The organism is Cytobacillus sp., from assembly GCF_964223445.1.
Lineage (GTDB): Bacteria > Bacillota > Bacilli > Bacillales > Cytobacillaceae > Cytobacillus.
Window position 1 is genome coordinate 1 of record NZ_CAXQGS010000145.1, and the last position, 21478, is coordinate 21478.

The 21478-nt window shown below is 44.2% G+C and carries 24 protein-coding genes and 1 tRNA gene; 1 reads left to right on the forward strand and 24 read right to left on the reverse strand.

Annotated features, from left to right (window positions below):
• The 6 genes from pgk to ACEQ1T_RS24630 form a co-directional block, all read right to left on the reverse strand.
• Positions 1-330: phosphoglycerate kinase (gene pgk / locus ACEQ1T_RS24605; RefSeq protein ID WP_370225187.1), on the reverse strand; the 330-nt coding region annotated here is incomplete at its 3' end.
• 282 nt (positions 331-612) lie between these two features.
• A complete protein-coding gene (gap, locus tag ACEQ1T_RS24610; protein WP_206840193.1) occupies positions 613-1620 on the reverse strand; it encodes a type I glyceraldehyde-3-phosphate dehydrogenase in 1008 nt (335 codons plus the stop codon).
• Positions 1621-1665: 45 nt separating this feature from the next.
• Positions 1666-2688 carry a sugar-binding transcriptional regulator gene (locus tag ACEQ1T_RS24615; protein WP_206840192.1) on the reverse strand — a complete coding sequence of 341 codons (1023 nt, stop codon included), beginning with the start codon at positions 2686-2688 and terminating at the stop codon, positions 1666-1668.
• A gap of 135 nt (positions 2689-2823) precedes the next feature.
• Positions 2824-3072 (reverse strand): glutaredoxin family protein, encoded by a 249-nt coding sequence (locus ACEQ1T_RS24620; protein WP_370225189.1) that lies wholly within the window; start codon positions 3070-3072, stop codon positions 2824-2826.
• A gap of 17 nt (positions 3073-3089) precedes the next feature.
• A complete protein-coding gene (gene rpoN / locus ACEQ1T_RS24625; protein ID WP_370225207.1) occupies positions 3090-4421 on the reverse strand; it encodes an RNA polymerase factor sigma-54 in 1332 nt (443 codons plus the stop codon).
• Between the two features lie 297 nt (positions 4422-4718).
• A tRNA-Arg gene (locus ACEQ1T_RS24630) sits at positions 4719-4790 on the reverse strand.
• Positions 4791-5096: 306 nt separating this feature from the next.
• Between ACEQ1T_RS24630 and clpP the strand changes: the two genes are divergently transcribed.
• Positions 5097-5702 carry an ATP-dependent Clp endopeptidase proteolytic subunit ClpP gene (gene clpP, locus ACEQ1T_RS24635; protein ID WP_009331821.1) on the forward strand — a complete coding sequence of 202 codons (606 nt, stop codon included), beginning with the start codon at positions 5097-5099 and terminating at the stop codon, positions 5700-5702.
• Positions 5703-5745: 43 nt separating this feature from the next.
• Here clpP and ACEQ1T_RS24640 read toward each other — a convergent pair whose 3' ends face one another.
• From ACEQ1T_RS24640 to ACEQ1T_RS24725, 18 genes are all read right to left on the reverse strand, one after another.
• Entirely contained in the window at positions 5746-6003 is a 258-nt protein-coding gene (locus tag ACEQ1T_RS24640; RefSeq protein ID WP_009331822.1) for an HPr family phosphocarrier protein, read from the reverse strand.
• Between the two features lie 29 nt (positions 6004-6032).
• The gene (gene whiA, locus ACEQ1T_RS24645; RefSeq protein WP_206840189.1) at positions 6033-6983 is read right to left on the reverse strand and encodes a DNA-binding protein WhiA; all 951 of its coding nucleotides are present in this window, start codon (positions 6981-6983) and stop codon (positions 6033-6035) included.
• 118 nt (positions 6984-7101) lie between these two features.
• Complete coding sequence (gene yvcK, locus ACEQ1T_RS24650; RefSeq protein WP_206840187.1) at positions 7102-8079, reverse strand: YvcK family protein; 978 nt, start codon at positions 8077-8079, stop codon at positions 7102-7104.
• Positions 8076-8969, reverse strand: a complete 894-nt coding sequence (rapZ, locus tag ACEQ1T_RS24655; RefSeq protein ID WP_206840185.1) for an RNase adapter RapZ — start codon at positions 8967-8969, stop codon at positions 8076-8078. The genes yvcK and rapZ overlap by 4 nt, the downstream gene beginning before the upstream one ends.
• A 28-nt stretch (positions 8970-8997) precedes the next feature.
• Positions 8998-9456: an 8-oxo-dGTP diphosphatase gene (locus tag ACEQ1T_RS24660; RefSeq protein WP_113883709.1), complete on the reverse strand. Its 459-nt coding sequence runs from the start codon at positions 9454-9456 to the stop codon at positions 8998-9000.
• Between the two features lie 382 nt (positions 9457-9838).
• Positions 9839-10789: a thioredoxin-disulfide reductase gene (gene trxB / locus ACEQ1T_RS24665; protein ID WP_206840183.1), complete on the reverse strand. Its 951-nt coding sequence runs from the start codon at positions 10787-10789 to the stop codon at positions 9839-9841.
• A gap of 129 nt (positions 10790-10918) precedes the next feature.
• Complete coding sequence (locus tag ACEQ1T_RS24670; RefSeq protein ID WP_370225193.1) at positions 10919-12418, reverse strand: tetratricopeptide repeat protein; 1500 nt, start codon at positions 12416-12418, stop codon at positions 10919-10921.
• Between the two features lie 147 nt (positions 12419-12565).
• Positions 12566-13567 (reverse strand): nuclease-related domain-containing protein, encoded by a 1002-nt coding sequence (locus ACEQ1T_RS24675; protein WP_206840179.1) that lies wholly within the window; start codon positions 13565-13567, stop codon positions 12566-12568.
• A gap of 243 nt (positions 13568-13810) precedes the next feature.
• Positions 13811-14455: a bifunctional phosphoribosyl-AMP cyclohydrolase/phosphoribosyl-ATP diphosphatase HisIE gene (gene hisIE, locus ACEQ1T_RS24680; protein ID WP_370225194.1), complete on the reverse strand. Its 645-nt coding sequence runs from the start codon at positions 14453-14455 to the stop codon at positions 13811-13813.
• On the reverse strand, positions 14452-15210 hold the full coding sequence (hisF, locus tag ACEQ1T_RS24685; protein ID WP_370225196.1) for an imidazole glycerol phosphate synthase subunit HisF: 759 nt from the start codon (positions 15208-15210) through the stop codon (positions 14452-14454). Before hisF ends, hisIE begins: the two co-directional genes overlap by 4 nt.
• Positions 15204-15941 (reverse strand): 1-(5-phosphoribosyl)-5-[(5-phosphoribosylamino)methylideneamino]imidazole-4-carboxamide isomerase, encoded by a 738-nt coding sequence (hisA, locus tag ACEQ1T_RS24690; protein WP_370225198.1) that lies wholly within the window; start codon positions 15939-15941, stop codon positions 15204-15206. The genes hisF and hisA overlap by 7 nt, the downstream gene beginning before the upstream one ends.
• Entirely contained in the window at positions 15938-16576 is a 639-nt protein-coding gene (hisH, locus tag ACEQ1T_RS24695; RefSeq protein ID WP_370225199.1) for an imidazole glycerol phosphate synthase subunit HisH, read from the reverse strand. Before hisH ends, hisA begins: the two co-directional genes overlap by 4 nt.
• Complete coding sequence (gene hisB / locus ACEQ1T_RS24700) at positions 16577-17164, reverse strand: imidazoleglycerol-phosphate dehydratase HisB (RefSeq protein ID WP_206840172.1); 588 nt, start codon at positions 17162-17164, stop codon at positions 16577-16579.
• Positions 17165-17179: 15 nt separating this feature from the next.
• Entirely contained in the window at positions 17180-18451 is a 1272-nt protein-coding gene (hisD, locus tag ACEQ1T_RS24705) for a histidinol dehydrogenase (protein WP_370225201.1), read from the reverse strand.
• 161 nt (positions 18452-18612) lie between these two features.
• Complete coding sequence (gene hisG, locus ACEQ1T_RS24710) at positions 18613-19257, reverse strand: ATP phosphoribosyltransferase (protein ID WP_251175540.1); 645 nt, start codon at positions 19255-19257, stop codon at positions 18613-18615.
• A complete protein-coding gene (locus ACEQ1T_RS24715; protein ID WP_370225203.1) occupies positions 19254-20438 on the reverse strand; it encodes an ATP phosphoribosyltransferase regulatory subunit in 1185 nt (394 codons plus the stop codon). The genes hisG and ACEQ1T_RS24715 overlap by 4 nt, the downstream gene beginning before the upstream one ends.
• A 271-nt stretch (positions 20439-20709) precedes the next feature.
• On the reverse strand, positions 20710-21261 hold the full coding sequence (locus ACEQ1T_RS24720; protein WP_206840167.1) for a DapH/DapD/GlmU-related protein: 552 nt from the start codon (positions 21259-21261) through the stop codon (positions 20710-20712).
• On the reverse strand, positions 21258-21478 hold a 221-nt coding region (locus ACEQ1T_RS24725), incomplete at its 5' end, for an HAD hydrolase-like protein (protein ID WP_370225205.1). The genes ACEQ1T_RS24720 and ACEQ1T_RS24725, both read right to left, overlap by 4 nt.

Below are 21478 nucleotides of genomic sequence, written 5' to 3' on the forward strand. Positions count from 1 at the left end.
ATCTCCTTCACCTAACGTGTCAACCATTGCTTTTACAGAATCTCCATATGCTTCATCTGCCTTCTTCACTTCTTTGCCAAGAAGCTCGGACAAACGCTTTGCTACTGGTGTTAAACGCAATTCTTCAACAACTGAACCCTTCGGACGGCCCAAATGGCTCGCTAAGATCACTTTAGCACCCTGGTTAGTCAAATATTCAATCGTTGGAAGAGCTGCGCGGATACGAGTTTCATCTGTAACCTGTCCATCCTTCATAGGTACGTTGAAATCAACGCGGCAAAAAACTCGTTTCCCTTTTAACTCCACATCTTTTACGCTTTTTTTGTTCACAGCAAAAGGACCTCCTTACCAGGAAAAACGGAAGCGCCTTGCCCGGCGGCTAATAAGCTTGAGCCTCCAGGTTCCGGAGCTAAACATGATCCCAGTTAATTATTTTTACTTTTTGCTTTAAAACAAAAGGGAGAGGGATTGTTTCCCTGCTCCCCTTTTACCCTTATCCATTATAGACGTTAGCGATTTTAATATCCAACAAGATGAGGTATTTTTTTAGAGAAAAAATTCACCTTGAGAATGCTTCGCAAAACGAAAATTTTTCTTGAAGAGATTTATCTATTAAAGGCCTTTTTGAGCGATGTAATCAACAAGGTCCACTACACGGTTAGAATAACCAGATTCGTTGTCATACCAAGAGATGACTTTTACCATGCTGCCTTCCATAACCATTGTAGAAAGTGCATCGATTGTAGAAGATGCAGGATTTCCGTTGTAGTCGCCAGATACTAATGGCTCTTCGCTGTATGCAAGGATGCCTTTTAGTTCGCCTTCAGCAGCTGCTCTAAGAGCGCTGTTTACTTCTTCAGCTGTTACATCTTTGTCAAGCTCAGCAACAAGGTCAACTAGAGAAACGTTTGGAGTTGGAACACGCATAGCTCCACCGTTCAATTTGCCTTTTAGTTCAGGCAATACTAGAGATACTGCTTTTGCAGCTCCAGTAGTTGTTGGGATGATATTTTCTGCTGCTGCACGGGCACGGCGATAGTCTTTGTGAGGCAAGTCAAGGATTTGCTGGTCATTTGTGTATGAGTGAACAGTTGTCATCATACCGCGCTTGATTCCGAAGCTGTCGTTTAATACTTTTGCAAATGGAGCCAAGCAGTTTGTTGTACAAGATGCATTTGAGATAACATGGTGGTTTGCAGGGTCATATTTATCATGGTTAACACCCATTACCACTGTGATATCTTCGTCAGTTGCAGGAGCAGAGATGATTACTTTCTTCGCGCCAGCTTCAAGGTGTTTCGCTGCGTCAGCACGCTTTGTGAAACGGCCAGTAGATTCTACTACTACTTCTACGCCAAGATCTCCCCATCCTAATTGAGCAGGATCGCGCTCAGCAAGAACTTTTACTTTATGGCCGCCAACAACAAGGTAATCGCCGTCAACTGTTACTTCTTCATTTAATGTTCCGTGTACGGAATCATATTTTAAAAGGTGTGCAAGCATGTTTGCATCTGTCAGGTCATTTACTGCTACAACCTCTACGTTAGGGTTTTTAAGAGCTGCACGGAAAACAACACGCCCGATTCTTCCAAATCCGTTAATACCAACTTTAACTGCCATGAATATTTCCTCCTTAGAAAGGTAGATTTTATATTTGAAAAGGGATTACCCTTTTAACAACTGTTGTGCTGCACCTTCATCAGTTACCAAGATGGTAGAGGATGGTGCCCGATTCATGTATGCCGCGATGGCTTTCGCCTTTGAGGAACCGCCTGCCACTGCAACGACGTGTTCAATATGGGATAGGTCATCCAGCTGAAGGCCGATGGTCTGAACCTTATGTACAACCTCGCCGCCTTCATTGAAGTAATAGCCGAATGATTCTCCTACTGCTTTGGCATGCTTGATTTTAACAAAATCTTCTTTACTGGTTTTGCGGCGTTCAGCCATTGTTATAGCGTCCCCAATCCCGTGTAAAACCATGCTTGCAGATTTGATCTGGGTGATTACTTCTTTAATATTGGGTTCTTTGATGATGCTTTCATACATCTCCCTGCTTACCTGGTCAGGTACATAAAGGACGCGGTGCCTGGAATCTGTATGATCAGCCATTTTTGCACAAATGGTGTTAGCCTGGTTTTTAACATCTTCGCCAATTCCGCCCCGTGCCGGCACAAACAGCCAATCCCGTTCAGCAAGATCTGGAGTAAGCATCTCTGCTACGGCTGCCATTGTGGATCCGCCGGTAACTGCGATGATATTTTTTCCTTTGAGCCTTGATTTCATACACAGCGCTGTGGCCCTGCCAAGTTCCTGCTTCACCCATGGAGATTCATCGCTGTTTCCGGAAACAATGATCGCCTGGCGAATGCCAAGTTTTCGGGATAACTCCTGCTCCATTAAGGCTATACCCGAAATATCCCTCATTATTCCTTCAAGAGCTTCAAGCAATTCCCTCCCATCGGAAGTAAGACTCATTCCCGTACTCGAGATGCGGATCAGGTTCTGGTCTTTTAAAAACTCAACCTCACCTCTCAGCACTCTTTCCGTCAGGCCTAAACTAACCGCAAGGCTCCTTCTTCCAACCGGCTCCATCAGCCCTATGTAATGAAGAATCCCATAGCGCTTCTGCATAACCGCAAGCATATCAGGCAATAATCTTTTTTGAATATCAATTAGTGAGTACATCCGGAAAGCTCCTTCATCATATGTGGTCATTTTTTGTCCCGCATAGACATATTATGTCCCACTTACCACAAAAAAAATCACCCTTGCTTCTCCTTCATAATAGCAAGAGTGAGTATTGAAATCAACTGATAAAACTCAGTTTTTTTCTGTAAGCGCTTCACTTAATGTAATGGCGTCAATATGCCCGAACTGAACTTCGTTCCCATCAATTTCAACCACCGGGATCATGAGCCCATACTTCTCGGTCAGTTCATCGCTCACATCAATGTCTTTTTCAATTAAGGTAAAATCATATTCTTTCTTTAATTCCACTATTACTTCCTTAGCTTTATCACACAGCGGGCATCTGCTGCGTGTATAAAACACTAGCTCTGGCTGTTTCAATCAGCAAATCTCCTTTGTCAGTCATACCTTTTCCGTTTCGATGATGATGGGATGCCCAGCTGATCCCGATATTTTGCGATCGTCCTTCTGCTGACAACCATCCCCTCTTGTTCCTTCAGCAGCTTCACAAGCTCTTGATCGGATAAAGGCTTTTGCTTATTTTCCCCTTCAATCATTTTACCAATAATCGTCTTTACCTGCTGTGAAGACGTATTTTCATCGGAGGTTGTTTTGATTGTGCTTGAGAAGAACGATCTCAGCTCATACGTCCCATATGGCGTTTGTGCATATTTTTCCCGGACAGCACGACTGACAGTTGATTCATGTATTTCGAGTTCATCTGATATTTCCTTCATGGTCATCGGCTTCAGATGAGAAGGTCCTTTTATAAAAAAGTCCTGCTGTTTTTCAACGATTTTAAGTGTCACATTCGCAAGAGTCTCTTTTCTCTGCTGGATGCTCCTCATGATCCATTGGTAATCCTGCTGCTTTTCCTGTAAAAAGCGGCTGACATTACGGTCACCAGTTGCCGAAAACTTTTTATAATAGCCTTCATTAAAACTGATTTTAGGAAGCACTTCATCAAAAACACTGACAGAAAAAGAGCTTCCATCCCACTTAATAATCACGTCCGGTGTTATATATGCGGATTTCTCGCTTTGAAAGGATGAACCCGGTCTTGGATTCAAGGTCTGAACAAAGTCGAATACCTCTTGAATCTCTTTGAGCTCCACACTGAGCTGTTTGGCAATCTCCTTCCATTTCTTTTCCGCAAAAAAGGTAAAGTAATCATCTATAATGATTTCAGCCAGTTCATTTCTCACTGGCAATCTCTTAATCTGCAGGGACAGGCACTCCTGAAGATTCCTAGCACCAATGCCAGCAGGTTCGAGTTCCTGCAGCTCTTCAAGCATTTGTTCCACATATTCAAATGGCATCTGGAGAGTCTTGGCAACTGTCTGCAGATCCGCCCGAAAGTAACCGTTTTCATCAAGGCTCTCAATAAGGTGCTCAATCACTCTTTGTTCGTCCTTGTTTAATTTCAAATGAAGCTGCGATCTCAAATATTCATCCAGCATCATCGTCTTACCGCAGCCAATCTGCTCAATCCAGTTTATTTTATCCTTTTCCACTTTTGTTCTAGTCAGTTTGACACGGTCATAACGGGGATCCATCGTCTGGACATGTCCGGACTCAACTTTTAAAAGGGGATTTTCAAGCGCTTTGCTTTCCAGGAATTCAGAGAGCTCCTGTGTGCTGTATTGCAGAAGGGCAATCGCCTGCGTCAGCTCCTGTGTCATTGTTAATTTCATTGTCTGCTGCTGCCATAACCCAGCTTTCAAATTCATCATACATTCCCCCTGTCCCCATTTTACAATATTCCCCGTAAATGTTGTATGGAAATATGTTGGCAAATGCCATTCGCACCGGCACTTCTCCATCTTTCTGAATACTTCACAATATGCATGGCAGAGGGAAGAATATTCATTTTTTATGGTGAAAACTGCGGATTTTAAGGATTTTTTTGAAATTCAGGTTTAAATTCAGGAAGTTTTTTTGATTTATGTGCGGATAGAGGAAATTTATTTGCGGATAGCATAAAAAGTAAAAACTCCCTGTCCATATCAGACAAGGAGTTTTGGCAGCGCCCTCGGCAGGAATCGAACCCACATCTTAAGAACCGGAATCTCACGTGCTATCCGTTGCACCACGAGGGCAAATATTTTATTAGGTGGCTGACCAAGCGCTCAGCCGCTACGATAACTAATTATATGATATGTTTATTCACTTTGCAAGCCTCCTTTTAGTTTTAAAAGTTAGAACAATGGGTATCATGGAATGAGATAGTACAGCACAGAAAAAAGTGTCGAACGAATCAAACACGATTTCCATGCGATTCGTTTGACCTTAATTGACCATCAGTGTATCATAATAATACATAGGAGTTAAAAAATTTTCTTTACTTGGAAGAACATGCTTGTTCATCTTGTATGTTGACCTTATCTTGAAGGAGGAATTGGAAAATGAACTTAATCCCTACAGTTATTGAACAAACAAACCGCGGGGAGCGCGCTTATGATATTTACTCCCGCCTTTTAAAAGACCGCATCATTATGCTGGGAAGCGCAATCGATGATAATGTGGCAAATTCAATTGTTGCCCAGCTTTTATTCCTTGAAGCAGAAAATCCTGAAAAAGACATTTCCATTTACATTAATAGCCCGGGCGGAAGCATTACGGCAGGTATGGCTATTTATGATACGATGCAATTCATCAAGCCGAAGGTACAAACCATTTGTATTGGTATGGCAGCATCCATGGGTGCGTTCCTTCTTGCTGCTGGTGAGAAAGGCAAGCGTTTTGCCCTTCCAAACAGTGAAGTCATGATTCATCAGCCGCTGGGCGGAGCTCAGGGACAGGCGACTGAAATCGAAATCGCTGCAAAGCGCATTCTTTTCCTTCGCGAAAAATTAAACACAATTCTTTCAGAGCGCACTGGACAGCCTCTTGAAGTCATTGCGAGAGACACTGACCGCGATAATTTTATGACAGCTGAAAGAGCTCTTGAATACGGTTTGGTTGACCAAATCATTACTAGAAACTCTTTGGATGAGAAGAAAGATAAATAATAAGCATAAAAAAACAACTCGCATCTTCCCGATGCGAGTTGTTTTAGTTTTCCTTTTGAATATAGTTCGCAAGTGCCTCAAGAGCTTCGTTTTCATCGTTCCCTTCGGCCTTGAGGGTAATGACTGATCCTGAGCTTACAGCCAGACTCATCAGACCCATTATGCTTTTCGCATTTACCTTCTTTCCGTCCTTCTCCAGAAAAATATCGGATGAGAACCGATTGGCCTCCTGTACGAACAATGCCGCCGGACGTGCCTGTAATCCTGTTTTCAGCTTAACTTCAACCTGTTTTTCCGCCATTGTACATCTCCTCCCTGCTGATCCCTCTGTCAGTGAGCATCTATAGTGTCGCCTGACCGAAGTTTCTCAGCAATTTCATCTATTTTTCTTAATCTGTGATTAATACCCGATTTACTGATATTTCCTCCTGAAACCATTTCCCCAAGTTCTTTTAAAGTGACATCCTGGTAAGCTACACGCAATTCGGCAATTTCCCTCAGTTTGTCAGGCAGAACCTGAAGTCCGACAGTTTGATCGATGAACCGGATATTTTCCACCTGACGCAAGGCCGCTCCGATAGTTTTGTTTAAGTTCGCTGTTTCACAATTTACGAGTCGATTGACCGAATTTCGCATATCTCGGACAATCCGGATATCTTCAAATCGGAGCAGAGCAGCGTGTGCGCCAATAATATTTAGGAACTCCGTTATTTTTTCGGCTTCCTTTAAATAAGTGATATAGCCTTTTTTACGTTCAAGCGTTTTGCTGTTCAGCCCGAACGAATTCATCAGTTCACAAAGGGAGTCATTATGCTCCTTGTAAAGCGAAGAGATCTCAAGATGATAGGAGGAGGTCTCCGGATTATTAACAGATCCCCCGGCAAGGAATGCACCGCGCAGATAAGAACGCTTACAGCATTTCTTTTTTATAAGCTCATTGGAGATATCGTGTGTAAATACGAATCCCTCGCTTAAAATTTCCAGATCATCAAGAATCATGCTGGCCTGTTCCGTTAGCCTGACAATATAAACATTGTTCTTTTTCAGCCGCATTTTTTTCCGGACCAGAAGCTCAACCTGAACGTTGTAATTCCTTTTAATCAGTGTGTAAATCCTTCTTGCGATTGCTGCATTTTCCGTCTGAATATCCACAATCAGTTTCCGGCTGGAAAAAGAAAGTGAACCATTCATCCTGATCAGGGCGGACAATTCCGCTTTGCCGCAGCAGTCTTTTATTTCCAGGTTCGTCAATTCCTTTTTCGTTTCCGAAGCGAAAGACATCCCTTCACCCCCTATCCGCAAAAGCGCTAAGCCAGTGGCATATAAAAAGATATTCTTCACTGAGCAAACGTATGCACAGTTTATTTTTTACCGGCAAAAGCCCTTTCACACCTATATATTACGCGTTAAAACGCCTATTGGTTTCATGTAAAAGCAAATTATAAAGCATCTGGGCAACTTCTTTTGTATCATGGCGAATGATGCCGCCTTCGTGGCTGACAATTTCACCGTGCATGATTTCAAGGCCCAGTTCGGTAAGAGCACCTGTATCATACACAACAGGCTTTGCCATTTCTTCGCTGTACCGCTCCTGAATATGGGGAGGGATTTCTTCATTGTTTACCAGAATGGTATTGATAAAAGCACTTCCCATGTGATCATACAGTGCTTTTACATGATCGCTTGCTGTATAATCGAGCGTCTCTCCCGCCTGTGTCATTAAATTGCATATATATACCTTTTTCGCTTTCGAATGGCAGACTTCACGTCCCAGCCTGGGGACAAGCAGGTTTGGAAGAATACTGGTATATAAACTGCCAGGCCCGATGATAATCATATCAGCCTGTCTGATAGCCTGCAGTGATTCAGGCAGGGCTTTAATATTTTTTGGGGTTAAAAATACCCGCTTTATTTTTTTACCGGAATAGGGTATTTTTGATTCTCCCGATACTATGGTCCCGTCTTCCATTTCAGCATGAAGGACTACGCTCTGGTTAGCAGCCGGCAACACCTTGCCCCTTACGTTTAACACCTTGCTCATTTCCTGAATCGCATGAACAAAGTTTCCGGTAATCGAGGTCATTGCCGCGAGAATTAAATTGCCAAGCGAATGCCCGGATAACTCATTGGATGTCGCAAAGCGGTGCTGGAACATCTCCTCAATGAGCGGCTCCACGTCTGAAAGAGCTGCCAGCACATTGCGGATGTCACCGGGCGGCGGAATATGAAGATCATTTCTCAATCTTCCGGAACTGCCGCCATCATCGGCAACTGTCACAATGGCAGTTATATCAACAGGGTATTGTTTCAATCCCCTTAAAAGGACAGGAAGCCCTGTTCCTCCTCCGATGATGACGATTCTTGGCTGTCGGTTCATTTGATGTTTTCCTTTCTCCTCTCGATGTCACGGTGAGTGATTGCCGTATGGTAATCCTTGCTGTAGAAGTTAGCGATATATTCTGTCAGCGCTACCGAACGATGCTGGCCTCCCGTACAGCCGATTGCAACGACCAATTGAGCTTTCCCTTCCCGTTTATAATGCGGAAGCATAAAGCTCAGCAGATCCGTAACCTTTTCGAGAAATTTACTAGTTTCGGTCCATTTCAGCACATAGCTGGATACTTCTTCATCCAAACCTGTCTTCGGCCTCATATGTTCAATATAATGCGGATTCGGAAGGAATCGGACATCGAATACGAGGTCGGCATCAATTGGAATTCCATGCTTAAAGCCAAAAGACATGACGTTAACCGTAAATATTGTTTTTTTATTCAATGAGAACTCCGTTAGAATTTTCTCGCGCAATTCCCTCGGCTTCATTTGCGATGTGTTATAAATAAGCTGGGCCCTGCCTTTTAATTCCTCAAGCAGCTCCCGTTCAAGCTTTATGCCTTCAAGAGGCAATCCTGATGGTGCAAGGGGATGGAATCGTCTTGTTTCTTTATATCTTCTGACGAGTGTCGAATCATCTGCATCTAGATATAAAATTTGCGGGGTGACCCAGGATGTTTCGGATAATTCATCCAGCGCTTTAAATAAGTGGTCAAAGAACTCACGGCCGCGCAAATCCATCACCAATGCGACCTTATTCATTTTATTCCCTGATTCCTTCATAAGTTCAAGGAATTTCGGCAGCAGCGTCGGCGGCAAATTATCTACACAGAAGAAGCCAAGATCTTCAAAGCTTTGGATGGCTACTGTTTTCCCTGCCCCTGACATTCCCGTAATAATCACCATTTGAGTATCATTAACTGCACCCGTACTCATTTATAATTTCCCCCTGTTTCTGTCAAATTCAGCTTGGATCCAGCCTGTAACTAAGCAGTTCAAAATCTGGCGTATACGTAAACGTTCCATAAATCATGCCCTGGCCATGAATCATATACTCCAAAATATGTGAATCTCCGGCAGCCATCGGCAGATTCTTAATCTCTGAAAACGGATGCCAGCGAAGCTTGCCTTCCTCTGATTCATCCAGGTTCAGCCCATCAGAAGCTGTAGCCAGAAAAGTAAACATCATCCACTCCTGTACGACTTTATCGCCATCCTTCATGATGAACGTAAAAATGCCTTTAATATTCGGATTGCGCAGGTAGATGCCTGTTTCTTCCCTGAACTCACGTATGCACGAGTCCCTCACTGATTCACCAGGCTCCATCTTTCCGCCCGGAGCCACCCACCAGCCTCTTCTTGGCTTTTGTAAAAGCAATACTTTATCGTCTTTAAGTAACACACAGTTCGTGACTCGCTGCAACACATTTCACCTCTAATTTCCGAAATCATACCGCTGCCGCCTTTCCATGAAATCGCTTAAAGTAAAGGCTGGCTAACGTTCTTTTCTTATTCATTTCATTATACTATTTTTGTCTTAGAGCCACAATGAATACAGATTTCCAAAATACATTCTTCAAAAGTTACAGTTATACGAAAAAAAGAGCACAGGCATATGCCTGTGCTTTAAAAAGGATTATATCTTTAAAAGGGGGTCAATTTCTATTCCTATATTACCCGAAATTTATTTCATCAAGGTTACAGGAGAATTAAAACCACATGACTTTTTGTAAAACTTTTCAACCAGTGGCTATTTTTACTAAAATAAAAGGCATACAGCCCATAGGACCATATGCCTGCTCACATTATTTTTTCGTTTTAAGGCGTTCTTGCAATTCTTCCACATAGTGCTGGGCGCTTTGTGCGGCGATGCTTCCATCACCAGTCGCAGTAACGATTTGGCGAAGAGATTTTTCGCGGATATCCCCGGCTGCAAAAATACCTTCCACCTTAGTTTCCATTCGGTCGTTTGTTTCAATATAGCCATTGCTGTTCGTGATGCCAAGGCTTTCAAATGGCTTGGAAAGAGGAACCATGCCGATATAGATGAAGACACCATCTGCTTTGAATTCTCTTTCTTCACCTGTTTCAGCAGACACAAGCGTTACACTGCCTACTTTTCCGTCCTTATCATTGACTTCCTTCACTGTCGTGTTCCAGATAAAGTCAATTTTTTCATTGTCAAATGCACGCTGCTGCAGAATCGCCTGCGCACGAAGCTGGTCCCGTCTATGAACGATTGTCACTTTAGAAGCGAAACGGGTCAAATATACGCCTTCCTCAACAGCAGAGTCGCCGCCGCCGACAACAACAAGCTCTTTGCCTTTAAAGAATGCTCCGTCACAGACTGCACAATAGGATACCCCGCGTCCGCCAAGCTCTTTCTCACCAGGAATGCCAAGCTTTTTGTATTCGGCACCAGCTGAAATAATGACTGAGCGTGCTTTATATTGCTTCGATCCAGCAACAACTGTTTTATATTCTTCGCCGTCAATGATTTCTTTAATATCTCCATAAGCATATTCAGCGCCAAATTTCTTCGCATGATCAAACATTTTAGTGGATAAATCCGGGCCTAGAATATGGTCAAAGCCAGGATAGTTTTCAACTTCTTCTGTATTGGCCATTTGCCCGCCCGGAACACCGCGTTCAATCATTAGAGTAGACAGATTTGCACGAGATGTATATACAGCAGCAGTCATTCCTGCAGGGCCTGCGCCAGCGATAATGACATCATAAATTTTTTCTTCAGTCACAGCGAATCACTCCTTCAGTAATCAGAAATCCAGTATTTTAAATAAAACACTCTATAAATACGCATATTATAGTATGACCTTCTTACTGTTATCCTATAAAATTGGCGCGTGTTTCGTCCAAACATCTGCTCACTGAAGGCGGTCATTCACCGATTTTACATATTTGCCCATCGTCGAAGCGGAAATCCCGTATCTCCCTGCAATTTTTGATTGGGAAACCTTTTCGTTTCGAAGCTTATGCCAGACATACTCAATGGCTGCAGCCCAGGCCTTTTTGTTTTTAATATTCTGGCTGTTGTTTGTCAATTCAGCAAAAATGGTAAACCACATTAAATATAGGCCGGCTTCCACCGTGCCAATCGGATGGTAGTTTTCATAGAACAGTTCTGCTGTCTCATGTGCGGCCTGAACCTGGGCAGGCGCTTCCTGGTCTGTTTTCACAAAAGAGAGATATTCCTTCTCTATAGCCGAAAACTTATTGTTCTGTACAATTGCTTCAGAGATCAAAATTTCATCTCTTCTGCTGGATACGGACGTAAGGAAAAGGCCGAATAGCCGCTCTTCTATATAGTCGCTTTCCAGCTTTTTTAAAATGGATGAATAATGGTCTTCAAAGCCGCTGCTGGTTACTTTTTCATCGTTCCAGGGCTCAAAGCCTTCTTTTTCCGGATTAATCTCGATGGCTTTCTTCCATGCCGATTTCGCCATCTCTTCCCGGCCTGTAAAATAGGCGGAATAGGATAACCAGTAATAAAATGGTCCGTCCCCTTCAAAGCCTTTCTTTTGAAGCTTGCGAAGCCATGCAAAGGCAGCCTCATACTCGCCGGTCAGAGCAAATGTGGCACCAAGCTTGAACTGATGTTCTATTGAAAGCGGCTTAATTTTTTTCAGCGCCTCTTTTAACAAGCGCACCTGCCTGAAATTCCGCTCGTAAAAAGCAAAGACAAGCTTGTTGCACAAAGCGTGGAGATTTCCCGGATTTTCTTCAAGGACCTTCTCTAAAATATCTGATGCCTTTTGCACTTCTCCAAGATAAAAATACGCCAGGGCCAAATTGTTGTATGCGGACCAATATTCCGGATACTCATCAATAACAGAGTTCAGGATCTCAACCGCTTTTGGAAAATGGCCGGACTCCAGCAATTCCCGTGCGTGTTCCTGCTTCGTAATCAGGTCATCCTGCTCGTAGAGCTCATCATCCAAATCTTCCCCTTCAAGCGTCAGAAGTTCCAGCAGATCCTCTGTATCTTCCGTAAACTCTCCGTCCCGATCCAAATCCAGATACGTATTTGCATGTGTGTAAGCATCTTTGAAAAGGCCCATATGAGCATAGTTGTTGGCAAGGAAATAATGGCATTCCACCATATCCTCATCAAGCTCCTCCAATATCATATGAAGCAGCTGATTCGACTCCTGATACTCACCTATTTCTGAATGAACAATCGCAAGCTGGCAGATAATCATCGGTTCACCCGGCTCAAGCTGCATTGCCCTCATTAAATATTTCTTTGCTTTATGAAAATCCCTGCGGTGGTACGCCTTAATCCCTTTGGAAAAATAGTACTCACCATTCGGGATAAATGACAGTAACTTTCCCTTTTGGTGTCTAGCTTTAGAGTCTTTACTCATGAAATCCTCCATAAATGTTAGTAACTAAAGTAGTATATCACACGAACAAGCCTGTGGAGAAGGGAAGAAATGACAATACTATTCCCATTCTTAATTTTTTATTGGAAATCTTATTGCGGTTATGTTTTAAAGGGTTGTTGCGGTGGTTTAGCGGTGCTGGTGTTTAAGATCGGTAAAATTCTGGCAGTTTAACGGCGGGTGGTAGCGGCGGCCTTTGTTGGTGCCTGTGTGGGGGAGATTGAGGGACTGGATAAGTTTTAAAGTTACAGTGCGGGATGTTATACCAAGGAAATGCCGGATCTCTTGGTTTGAAACTGGCTGATTATTATTTAATAGAAACAGATCAACTAGTGCATGGCTGTGAGCTTCTCTACTTATTGAATTGCATTTTTGGCAATGCCACGCTGCGAAGAGCCGTTTCATAAACGTTGTGTGGCAAGAAGGGCAAATAACACCAGCTTTTATATCTGAAAAGGGAATCTTATAAAAATTTAGGGCATCAAATGTTTCAGGATGATTCTCTTTCATTAGCTGGCGGGAAATTCTTTTTAATTCTTTTAAGTCAATATGCTCATTATAGGTTTGGCTTAACTTCTCTATTTCGCTGGTCAGGTATTGGACGTGTTTAACTTTTTGGAGGAGATGAACAGAATTGGGGTTTGTTTTTATAATTGTAGTTGGCTTGCTTATCACAACGAGGAATTCAATAGGGAGTTTACTATCTTTATGATTTAACCATTTTTTTAACTCACGCAGCTGCTGATTTGCCTGCTCAACTGGATTTGCATAACCTTTCTCCTCTCCGGAAGAATTTGTTTGAATGAGCTGATTACAAACTGGATCAAAAAAAAGAGTACCTGCATAATTTTTTATTTCAAGAATAAGTGCATATCTTGAAGTCAGAATGAGTGTATCGATTTGAAAAAAGTATTTACCGTTCGTCAGCCGAAGTCCATGAAAAATATAAAAGTCCTTTTCTGAAAGTTTACTTAAGTGGAAATCAACAGCCTGTTCACCTCTGTAACCGGCTATTCGTCTTGCGAGATCATTTGTAATTTCAACATAGGCTTTGTTATTGTTTGGCAGCCGCCGAAGTAATGCATGATTTTTTAAGATTCTTATGGGTACGTTCCGTTTTTTTACAATCAATTTATCACTCCTTTGTTATTATCCTCTATGTAATTTCGGTTCTTAAGGCTATAAAACCTTTATTCTGAAAGAAAAAATAATATATGCGTCACTTTTATGAATTATGTATTAACTAATTGGATTTATGAATCACTTTTTATTTTTTTGCTCCACTTCGCGGTAAATATGCGTCACTTTTAAAATATATGAGTCACTCCTTGATATAACTAGATTCCTGACACTGCAATACAAAAACCGCCCTCCCTATTCGGAGGCCGGTTCTTTTTTCGAGTCATGCCGTTTATTGAGTACTTTCAAAACTTCATTAAAAGGCAGCTCCTGCTCACGCAGCAGCACCATCAAATGATAAATCAGGTCGGCTGCTTCCCATTTCAGTTCGTCCTTATCACGGTTTTTCGCCGCGATGATGACTTCTGCGGATTCTTCGCCGACCTTCTTCAGGATTTTATCCACGCCTTTTTCAAAAAGATACGTCGTGTATGCTCCTTCAGGGCGTGTCTTTTCACGTTCTTCAATAACTTTTTCAAGAGTATAAAGGATTTCATAGCCAGATAAGCCGCCTGACTCTTTCCCGTATACTCTTTCCTCAAAGCAGCTGACTGTTCCATTGTGGCAGGCAGGTCCTGCTGGTTCAACCAGAACCACAATGGCATCCTGGTCACAGTCAAGCTTCATTTCAACAATTTTCTGTGTGTTTCCGCTTGTTGCCCCTTTGTGCCACAGTTCATTGCGGGAACGGCTGAAAAACCAGGATTCACCTGTTTCCGCCGATTTTAAAAGGGATTCGCGATTCATATAGGCTAACGTTAATACCTCTTTTGTTTTCGCATCTTGCACAATTGCAGGGATCAGTCCCTTTTCATCGAACTTTACACTTTCAATATTCATCGGACTACCACCCCTTTTTCCTTAATATAAGATTTCACTTCTGCAACAGATGTTTCTTTATAGTGAAAAATTGATGCAGCCAATGCAGCATCCGCTTTTCCGTCGATAAACGCCTCAGCAAAGTGATCGGCATTTCCGGCCCCGCCAGAAGCGATTACCGGAATCGAAACCGCTTCACTGACTGCTTTTGTCAGCTTGATATCGAAGCCCTTTTTCTCACCGTCAGAGTCCATGCTTGTCAGTAAAATTTCTCCGGCTCCGCGCTCCGCAGCTTCACGCGCCCAGGCGATAACTTCAAGATCGGTCGGTGTCCGTCCGCCATGAGTGTACACGCGCCAGGAACCGAGCTCTTCATCGTACTTAGCGTCTATCGCAACAACAATGCACTGGGATCCGAAGAAATTTGCCCCTTCTGTAATTAAATCAGGATTGTTTACAGCAGCTGTATTAAGAGAAACCTTATCAGCCCCTGCCCGCAAAATTCGTTTCATATCTTCCAGCGCGTTAATCCCGCCGCCGACTGTAAATGGAATGGCCAGCTCAGACGCAACAGCCTTAACAACCTCAACCATTGTTTTCCGTCCTTCATGTGAAGCGGAGATATCGAGGAAGACCAGCTCGTCAGCTCCCTGCCCATCATAAAAGCGGGCAAGCTCAACCGGATCTCCGGCATCACGCAGCTGCAAGAATTGGACCCCTTTTACCACACGGCCGTCTTTTACATCCAGACAGGGAACGATGCGTTTCGTCAGCATGATTCCTTCACCTCTTTCAGAGCTTCCGCTACGGTAAAACGGCCTTCATAAATGGCCTTTCCGACAATGGCGCCAGTAACACCTTCAGAAGCATACTCCCGCAGCTTCGCCAAATCAGCCAGCTGGCTGACACCGCCAGATGCAATGACACTTTTCCCGGTTTCCCCTGCAAGCAGACGAACCGCTTCAATATTTGGCCCCGATAGCATTCCGTCTGTTGCGATATCTGTAAAAATAAATGTTTCCGCACCTGCGTTGGCAAATCGCCTGCCTAAGTCAACTGCCTTCATTTCAGATGTTTCCAGCCAGCCATGGGTAGCCACATAGCCATTTTTTGCATCAAGCCCTAACGCTATTGCTTTGCCGTATTTACGGATCATTTCAATAGCAAACTCAGGATTGGAGACGGCGATGCTTCCAATGATTACGCGTGTTACGCCATTATCCAGGTAATGCAGGATGTCTTCTTCCGTACGGATTCCCCCGCCGATTTGGACGGAGGCGCCAAGTTCCCGGGCAGCCTGGATGACATATTGATCATTAACCCGCTTCCCATCCTTTGCCCCGTCAAGGTCTACCATATGAATCCAGTCTGCTCCTTCATCAGCAAACTTTTTGGCCATATCAAACGGAGAGTCGCCATACACCGTTTCCTTATCGTAATCCCCCTGCAGCAGCCGGACGCACTTGCCGCCTCTCATATCGATCGCCGGATAGATCGTAAAACTCATTTCACAGACATCCTTTCTTCAACCAGCTCGGTAAAATTGCGTAATAGCGCCATGCCGAGCGAACTGCTTTTTTCAGGGTGGAACTGCATGCCGAACACATTGCCCCTTCCGACAACTGCCGGCACTTCTACATCATACATACTTCTGCTGATAACAACTTCTCTATCATCTGTATCTACAAAGTAGGAGTGGACGAAATAGACATAATCTTCATCAAGGCCTTTTAAAATCGGCGAACCCTGTAAGAATTCAAGACGGTTCCAGCCCATATGCGGAACTTTATACGTTTCGCCTTCTGCTGTCGTACCGGGAAAACGCCTCACATGGCCAGGGAGAAGCTGCAGGCCTTCCGTCATGCCATTCTCTTCGCTATCTTTAAATAAAAGCTGCATGCCAAGGCAAATGCCAAGAAGCGGCTTGCCTGTATCAGCAAACTCCTTTACCAGATCTGCCAGGCCTGTAGAATTTAAGATGGCCATGGCATCTTTGAAAGAGCCGACACCCGGCAGAATCAAGGCGTCTGCTCCCAGAAGCTCGTCTTTATTTTCAGAAAGGAAATAAGGAACCTCCAACCGTTCAAGCGCTTTACTGACACTGAACAAATTCCCCATTCCGTAATCGATGATGCCGATCATTTACAACATCCCTTTCGTTGATGGAACTCCCTTAATCCTTGGGTCAATCGTTGTTGCCTCATCAAGCGCACGAGCGAGTGCTTTGAAAATGGCTTCGATAATGTGGTGTGTATTCTGTCCATAGTGAACGATGACGTGCAGGTTCATTCTCGCTTCAAGTGCAAGTTTCCAAAGAAACTCATGAACAAGCTCGGTATCAAATGTACCAACCTTTTGGCATGGGAACTCAGCACGCATCTCCAAGTGAGGGCGGTTGCTGAGGTCAACTGCAACTTGAGCCAGCGCTTCGTCCATCGGAACAAAAGCATTTCCATAGCGCTTGATGCCTTTTTTATCTCCTAAAGCATCTTTAAGTACTTGGCCAAGGCAGATGCCAATGTCCTCTGTTGTGTGGTGGTCATCCACATCCGTATCGCCATTTGCGACGATGTTCAAGTCGAATTGACCGTGCTTGGCGAACAGGTCCAGCATATGGGTCATAAAAGGCACACCTGTTTCCAGATCGCTTTTGCCTTCGCCGTCTATATTTAAAGAAAGAGTGATATTCGTTTCATTGGTTTTACGTGAAATTTCTGCAGTTCTGGCCATGATTATTCCTCCAGCTTATTTTCTTAGTCTTGTTTCAATGGATCTGGCATGGGCTTCAAGTCCTTCCAGACGCGCAAAGGCTGCAATTTTTTCGCCGTTATCCTTTAATGCTTTTTCACTGTATAAAAGAATGCTTGATTTCTTTTGAAAATCCTCCACATTAAGCGGGCTTGAGAAACGGGCCGTCCCGTTTGTCGGCAGAACGTGGTTTGGACCGGCAAAATAGTCGCCGACCGGTTCAGGGCTAAATCGTCCGAGGAAGATCGCACCCGCGTGACGAATCCGTCCGAGAAGCTCCATCGGATTTTCTGTTAAAATCTCCAGATGCTCAGGAGCGAGGCTATTCACCGTTTCGATGGCCTCATCCATGTTTTCGGCCACATAGATAGCACCATAATTTTCGATGGACGGAGCAGCGATTTCCCGCCTCGGCAGCTCAGCCAGCTGGCGGTCCACTTCGCTTGAGACCTGTTTTGCCAGAGCAGGTGATGGTGTGACAAGGACTGCACTTGCCATTGGATCGTGTTCGGCCTGTGATAAAAGATCTGAAGCCACTTCATCCGCGTGTGCCGTATCATCTGCTAAAATGGCAATCTCACTGGGACCTGCGATCATATCAATATCAACATCCCCAAAAACTTCACGCTTCGCAAGAGCCACAAAGATATTTCCGGGACCGGTAATTTTATCAACAGGTGCAATTGTTTCCGTACCATATGCCAGCGCGGCAATTGCCTGGGCACCGCCCGCTTTATAGATTTCTTCTGCCCCTGCGATTTGGGCTGCAGCAAGGACTGCAGGAGGCAGCTTTCCAGTCTTTTTATCAGGAGGAGAGGTGATGACAATCCGTTTGACGCCCGCCACTTTTGCCGGAATCACATTCATAAGGACTGATGATGGATAGGCAGCCGTACCGCCCGGGACATACAGGCCGACTGAATCAAGCGGTGTGATCTTTTGGCCAAGCACTGTGCCGTTTTCTTCCGTTGTCATCCAGGAAGGACGCAGCTGCTTTTCATGGAAAGACCGGATGTTTTCAGCAGCTTTTTTAATGATTTCAAGGATTTTTCCATCCACTTGACTCAATGCTTCTTCTACTTCAGCCTGCGATACCTTGAAATCATCCAGTGAGATGCCATCAAATTTTTTTGTGTAATCTTTTAATGCCCGATCTCCGTATTGGCGGACTGCTTCAATAATATCTTTTACAATCGCCCGCTGTTCTTCTGTTCCGTTATCAACAGACCGTTTAATTGAAATCTGGTCATTTACTTTTAAAATTTTCATAGACCTCTACATCCTTTATCGCAGATTAACGGGCAGTAATATCCCTACCTCATATTTCCAATCAAGACCTAATTAGAATCAGGCAGGGATAAACTGCCCATAAAGGCCCGATTGGTTCAACTAACCATCAGTGGAAGAACACCACTTATGGAAGTTTCACTTTAAGTACGAATTTCTTCTCCTGCTATTACTTCCGTAAGACGTCCAACCAGCTCACTTATGCGTTCATCCTTCATGCGGTAGCTGACAGGATTGACAATCAATCTTGAAGTGATGCCGACAATGGTTTCGTATTCAACGAGGCCATTCTCTTTTAGCGTACGGCCAGTTGATACGATATCGACGATCCGGTCTGCCAGCCCGATCATCGGCGCCAGCTCTATGGAGCCGTTCAATTTAATGATCTCCACCTGCTCCCCCTGCTCTCGGAAATAAGCTGCCGCAATCTGCGGATACTTTGTTGCAATTTTAGGAGCAACATCATTCAGCCTTGTATTTGGCAGTCCTGCAACCGCAAGATAGCAGGCACTGATTTTCAAATCAAGAAGCTCGTAAACATCTCGCTCTTCTTCAAGCATTACGTCTTTCCCGGCAATCCCAAGGTCTGCTACCCCATGCTCTACATAGGTTGGCACATCCATCGGCTTGGCGAGGATAAAGCGGAAATTCTCTTCCGGCACATCTATAATCAATTTTCGAGAATCATCAAATTCCGGCGGCAATTGAAAGCCTGCCTGGCGGAGCAATTCAGCCGCTTCTTCAAAAATGCGCCCCTTTGGCATCGCAATCGTTAAAACATCACTCATTTTATGCTCTCCTTTCCAGCTTTTCCGACTAAAAAGGTAATATCCTCGTATTGGCTGGTGCAGGCATCGATATCCTTGACACCGCTAATATCCTGCAGGACCACTTTCTTTCCGGCAGAACGTTCTTCTTTCGCAAAATCGAATGCCTCTTTGCGGCGTTCCGGACTGTATAAAATGCAGTACACAGGTTCTGCTGCATTGCTGTCTTCAAGCGCCTCGAGCAAGCGGTCCATTCTGATGGCAAAGCCGGTTGCTCCCGTATCTTTTCCGAACTTTTGGAGGAGCAGATCATAGCGGCCGCCATTTCCGATCGGGAAACCAACATTTCCTGCATATACTTCAAAAAGAATTCCTGTGTAGTAGCTCATATGGCTGACGAGTGTTAAATCAAATTTAACTGTGCCTTCCTGGCCGTAGTCCTGCATAATGCCCCAAAGCTGTTCGAGCTCGGATAAGGCTTTTTTTCCTGTGCCGTTTTCCAGAAGCCCATAAGCAATCTCAATGACTTCTTCCCCGCCTCTTAATTTAAGAAAATCAAGAAGCCTTTGTTTATCAATGGATGAAAGAGCCAGGCTCTTTACATGTTCCCTGTATCCTACATAATTCTTCTCATATAAAAATCTTGTCAGGTTTTCCACTCTTTCTTCTGTTCCTAAAATTTGCTGGAAGAAGTCCCGGACAAAACCGATGTGGCCGGCGGAAAGCTGGAAGTTCTGAAGCCCAGCTTCTTTCAAAGCAGAGATCATCATCGCCATCCCTTCTCCATCCGCACTGATCGTATGGTCGCCAATGCATTCAACACCGATCTGCTCAAACTCAGCCGGCCTGCCACCCTCCCGCTGCTGGGCGCGGTATACATTGGCAGAATAGGCAAGCCTGATCGGCAGCTCGTCTTTTAATAGACGGGATGCTGCCACCCTTGCGATCGGTGCAGTCATATCCGGACGCAGCACAAGGGTATGGCCCTGCTGATCAAGCAGCTTGAACAGCTGCTGATCAAGTATTGCTGATGCCGCTCCAACTGTTTCGTAATATTCGAGTGCAGGCGTTTCGATAAACTGATAGCCCCAGCGTTTCATTTCCCCCTGGATGGATGACCGGACTGCTGCCTTTCTTTCATATAAATCCGGTAATGTATCTCTCATGCCTAACGGCTTTTCAAACATAAATAATCGGCTCAAGCGTATTCACCTCTATGACTTAAAAATTCCGAATCCTTTAGTTCGCTAATATGGTAGCAAATTGAAGTTATATGTAGTTTAACGCGCAAACTCCATGCCGTCAACCAAAAGGAGCAGAAAAATAAAAAAGACTCCCTTTTTTAAAAAAGGAGCTTTCTTATAGTTTGTACTTTTTTGGAAAGGTTATTAAAGTTAAGACTTACATCTAAAAATATCTGCATCTTTTGTAATCTATCCAACATCTCACACAATAATAAAAAACCCCGCCAGCCTAAGCTAGGGGAGTCTTCTCTTTATTACCACCATATATCGGATCATCCGCCCAGCGTGCGGCAAGTTCTTCCTTTGTATAGATGACACGCATCGGATTGCCCCCCACAAAAGCGCCAGATGGGACATCTTTATGAACAAGCGTTCCAGCTGAAACAATCGCACCATCTCCGATCGTGATGCCGGGAAGAATGGTTGAATTGGCGCCAATCATGACTTCGCTGCCAATTTCAACCCTGCCGAGGCGATATTCCTTAATCAAATATTCATGGGCGAGAATCGTCGTGTTATATCCGATGACCGAGTTGCGGCCGACACTGATTTTTTCCGGGAACATGACATCCAGCATAACCATGAGTGCGAATGATGTCTGATCCCCTACCTTCATTCTCAGGAAATTACGATAGAGCCAATTTTTCATGCCCAGAAATGGCGTATAGCGCGCAAGCTGGATCACAATAAAGTTTTTGACCACCTTTAAGAACGGAACCGTTTTATACACATGCCAGAGAGAATTGCCTCCCTCTACCGGAAAACGCTCCGTTTTTCTCATTGGTTTTCTGCCTCAAGAATATCGAGCAGGTCAGCCATATTGTCCAGCATATAATCCGGTTCAAAGCGCTCGAGGAAATCACGGCCTTTCGCTGTCCAGGCAACACCAGCCGTTTTCGTGCCGGCGTTTTTTCCTCCATCGATATCGTGCGAATTATCGCCGACCATAATTGCTTCTTCAGGCTTCGCATCCAGCAGGCTCAATGCCTTCAGGATTG

Bases quoted from the DNA above. Each gene is read 5' to 3' on its own strand.
- ACEQ1T_RS24670 (WP_370225193.1), bottom strand. From the start codon at position 12,418: ATGAGTAAAGACTCTAAAGCTAGACACCAAAAGGGAAAGTTACTGTCA.
- hisH (WP_370225199.1), bottom strand. From the start codon at position 16,576: ATGATCGGCATCATCGATTACGGAATGGGGAATTTGTTCAGTGTCAGT.
- yvcK (WP_206840187.1), bottom strand. From the start codon at position 8,079: ATGAACCGACAGCCAAGAATCGTCATCATCGGAGGAGGAACAGGGCTT.
- hisB (WP_206840172.1), bottom strand. From the start codon at position 17,164: ATGGCCAGAACTGCAGAAATTTCACGTAAAACCAATGAAACGAATATC.
- hisD (WP_370225201.1), bottom strand. From the start codon at position 18,451: ATGAAAATTTTAAAAGTAAATGACCAGATTTCAATTAAACGGTCTGTT.
- hisA (WP_370225198.1), bottom strand. From the start codon at position 15,941: ATGAGTTTTACGATCTATCCGGCGATCGATATGAGAGGCGGCAAGTGC.
- hisG (WP_251175540.1), bottom strand. From the start codon at position 19,257: ATGAGTGATGTTTTAACGATTGCGATGCCAAAGGGGCGCATTTTTGAA.
- hisIE (WP_370225194.1), bottom strand. From the start codon at position 14,455: ATGAATATTGAAAGTGTAAAGTTCGATGAAAAGGGACTGATCCCTGCA.
- whiA (WP_206840189.1), bottom strand. From the start codon at position 6,983: ATGTCTTTCGCTTCGGAAACGAAAAAGGAATTGACGAACCTGGAAATA.
- ACEQ1T_RS24615 (WP_206840192.1), bottom strand. From the start codon at position 2,688: ATGTACTCACTAATTGATATTCAAAAAAGATTATTGCCTGATATGCTT.
- ACEQ1T_RS24640 (WP_009331822.1), bottom strand. From the start codon at position 6,003: ATGGCGGAAAAACAGGTTGAAGTTAAGCTGAAAACAGGATTACAGGCA.
- rpoN (WP_370225207.1), bottom strand. From the start codon at position 4,421: ATGAATTTGAAAGCTGGGTTATGGCAGCAGCAGACAATGAAATTAACA.
- gap (WP_206840193.1), bottom strand. From the start codon at position 1,620: ATGGCAGTTAAAGTTGGTATTAACGGATTTGGAAGAATCGGGCGTGTT.
- hisF (WP_370225196.1), bottom strand. From the start codon at position 15,210: ATGCTGACGAAACGCATCGTTCCCTGTCTGGATGTAAAAGACGGCCGT.
- clpP (WP_009331821.1), top strand. From the start codon at position 5,097: ATGAACTTAATCCCTACAGTTATTGAACAAACAAACCGCGGGGAGCGC.
- ACEQ1T_RS24720 (WP_206840167.1), bottom strand. From the start codon at position 21,261: ATGAGAAAAACGGAGCGTTTTCCGGTAGAGGGAGGCAATTCTCTCTGG.
- rapZ (WP_206840185.1), bottom strand. From the start codon at position 8,969: ATGAGTACGGGTGCAGTTAATGATACTCAAATGGTGATTATTACGGGA.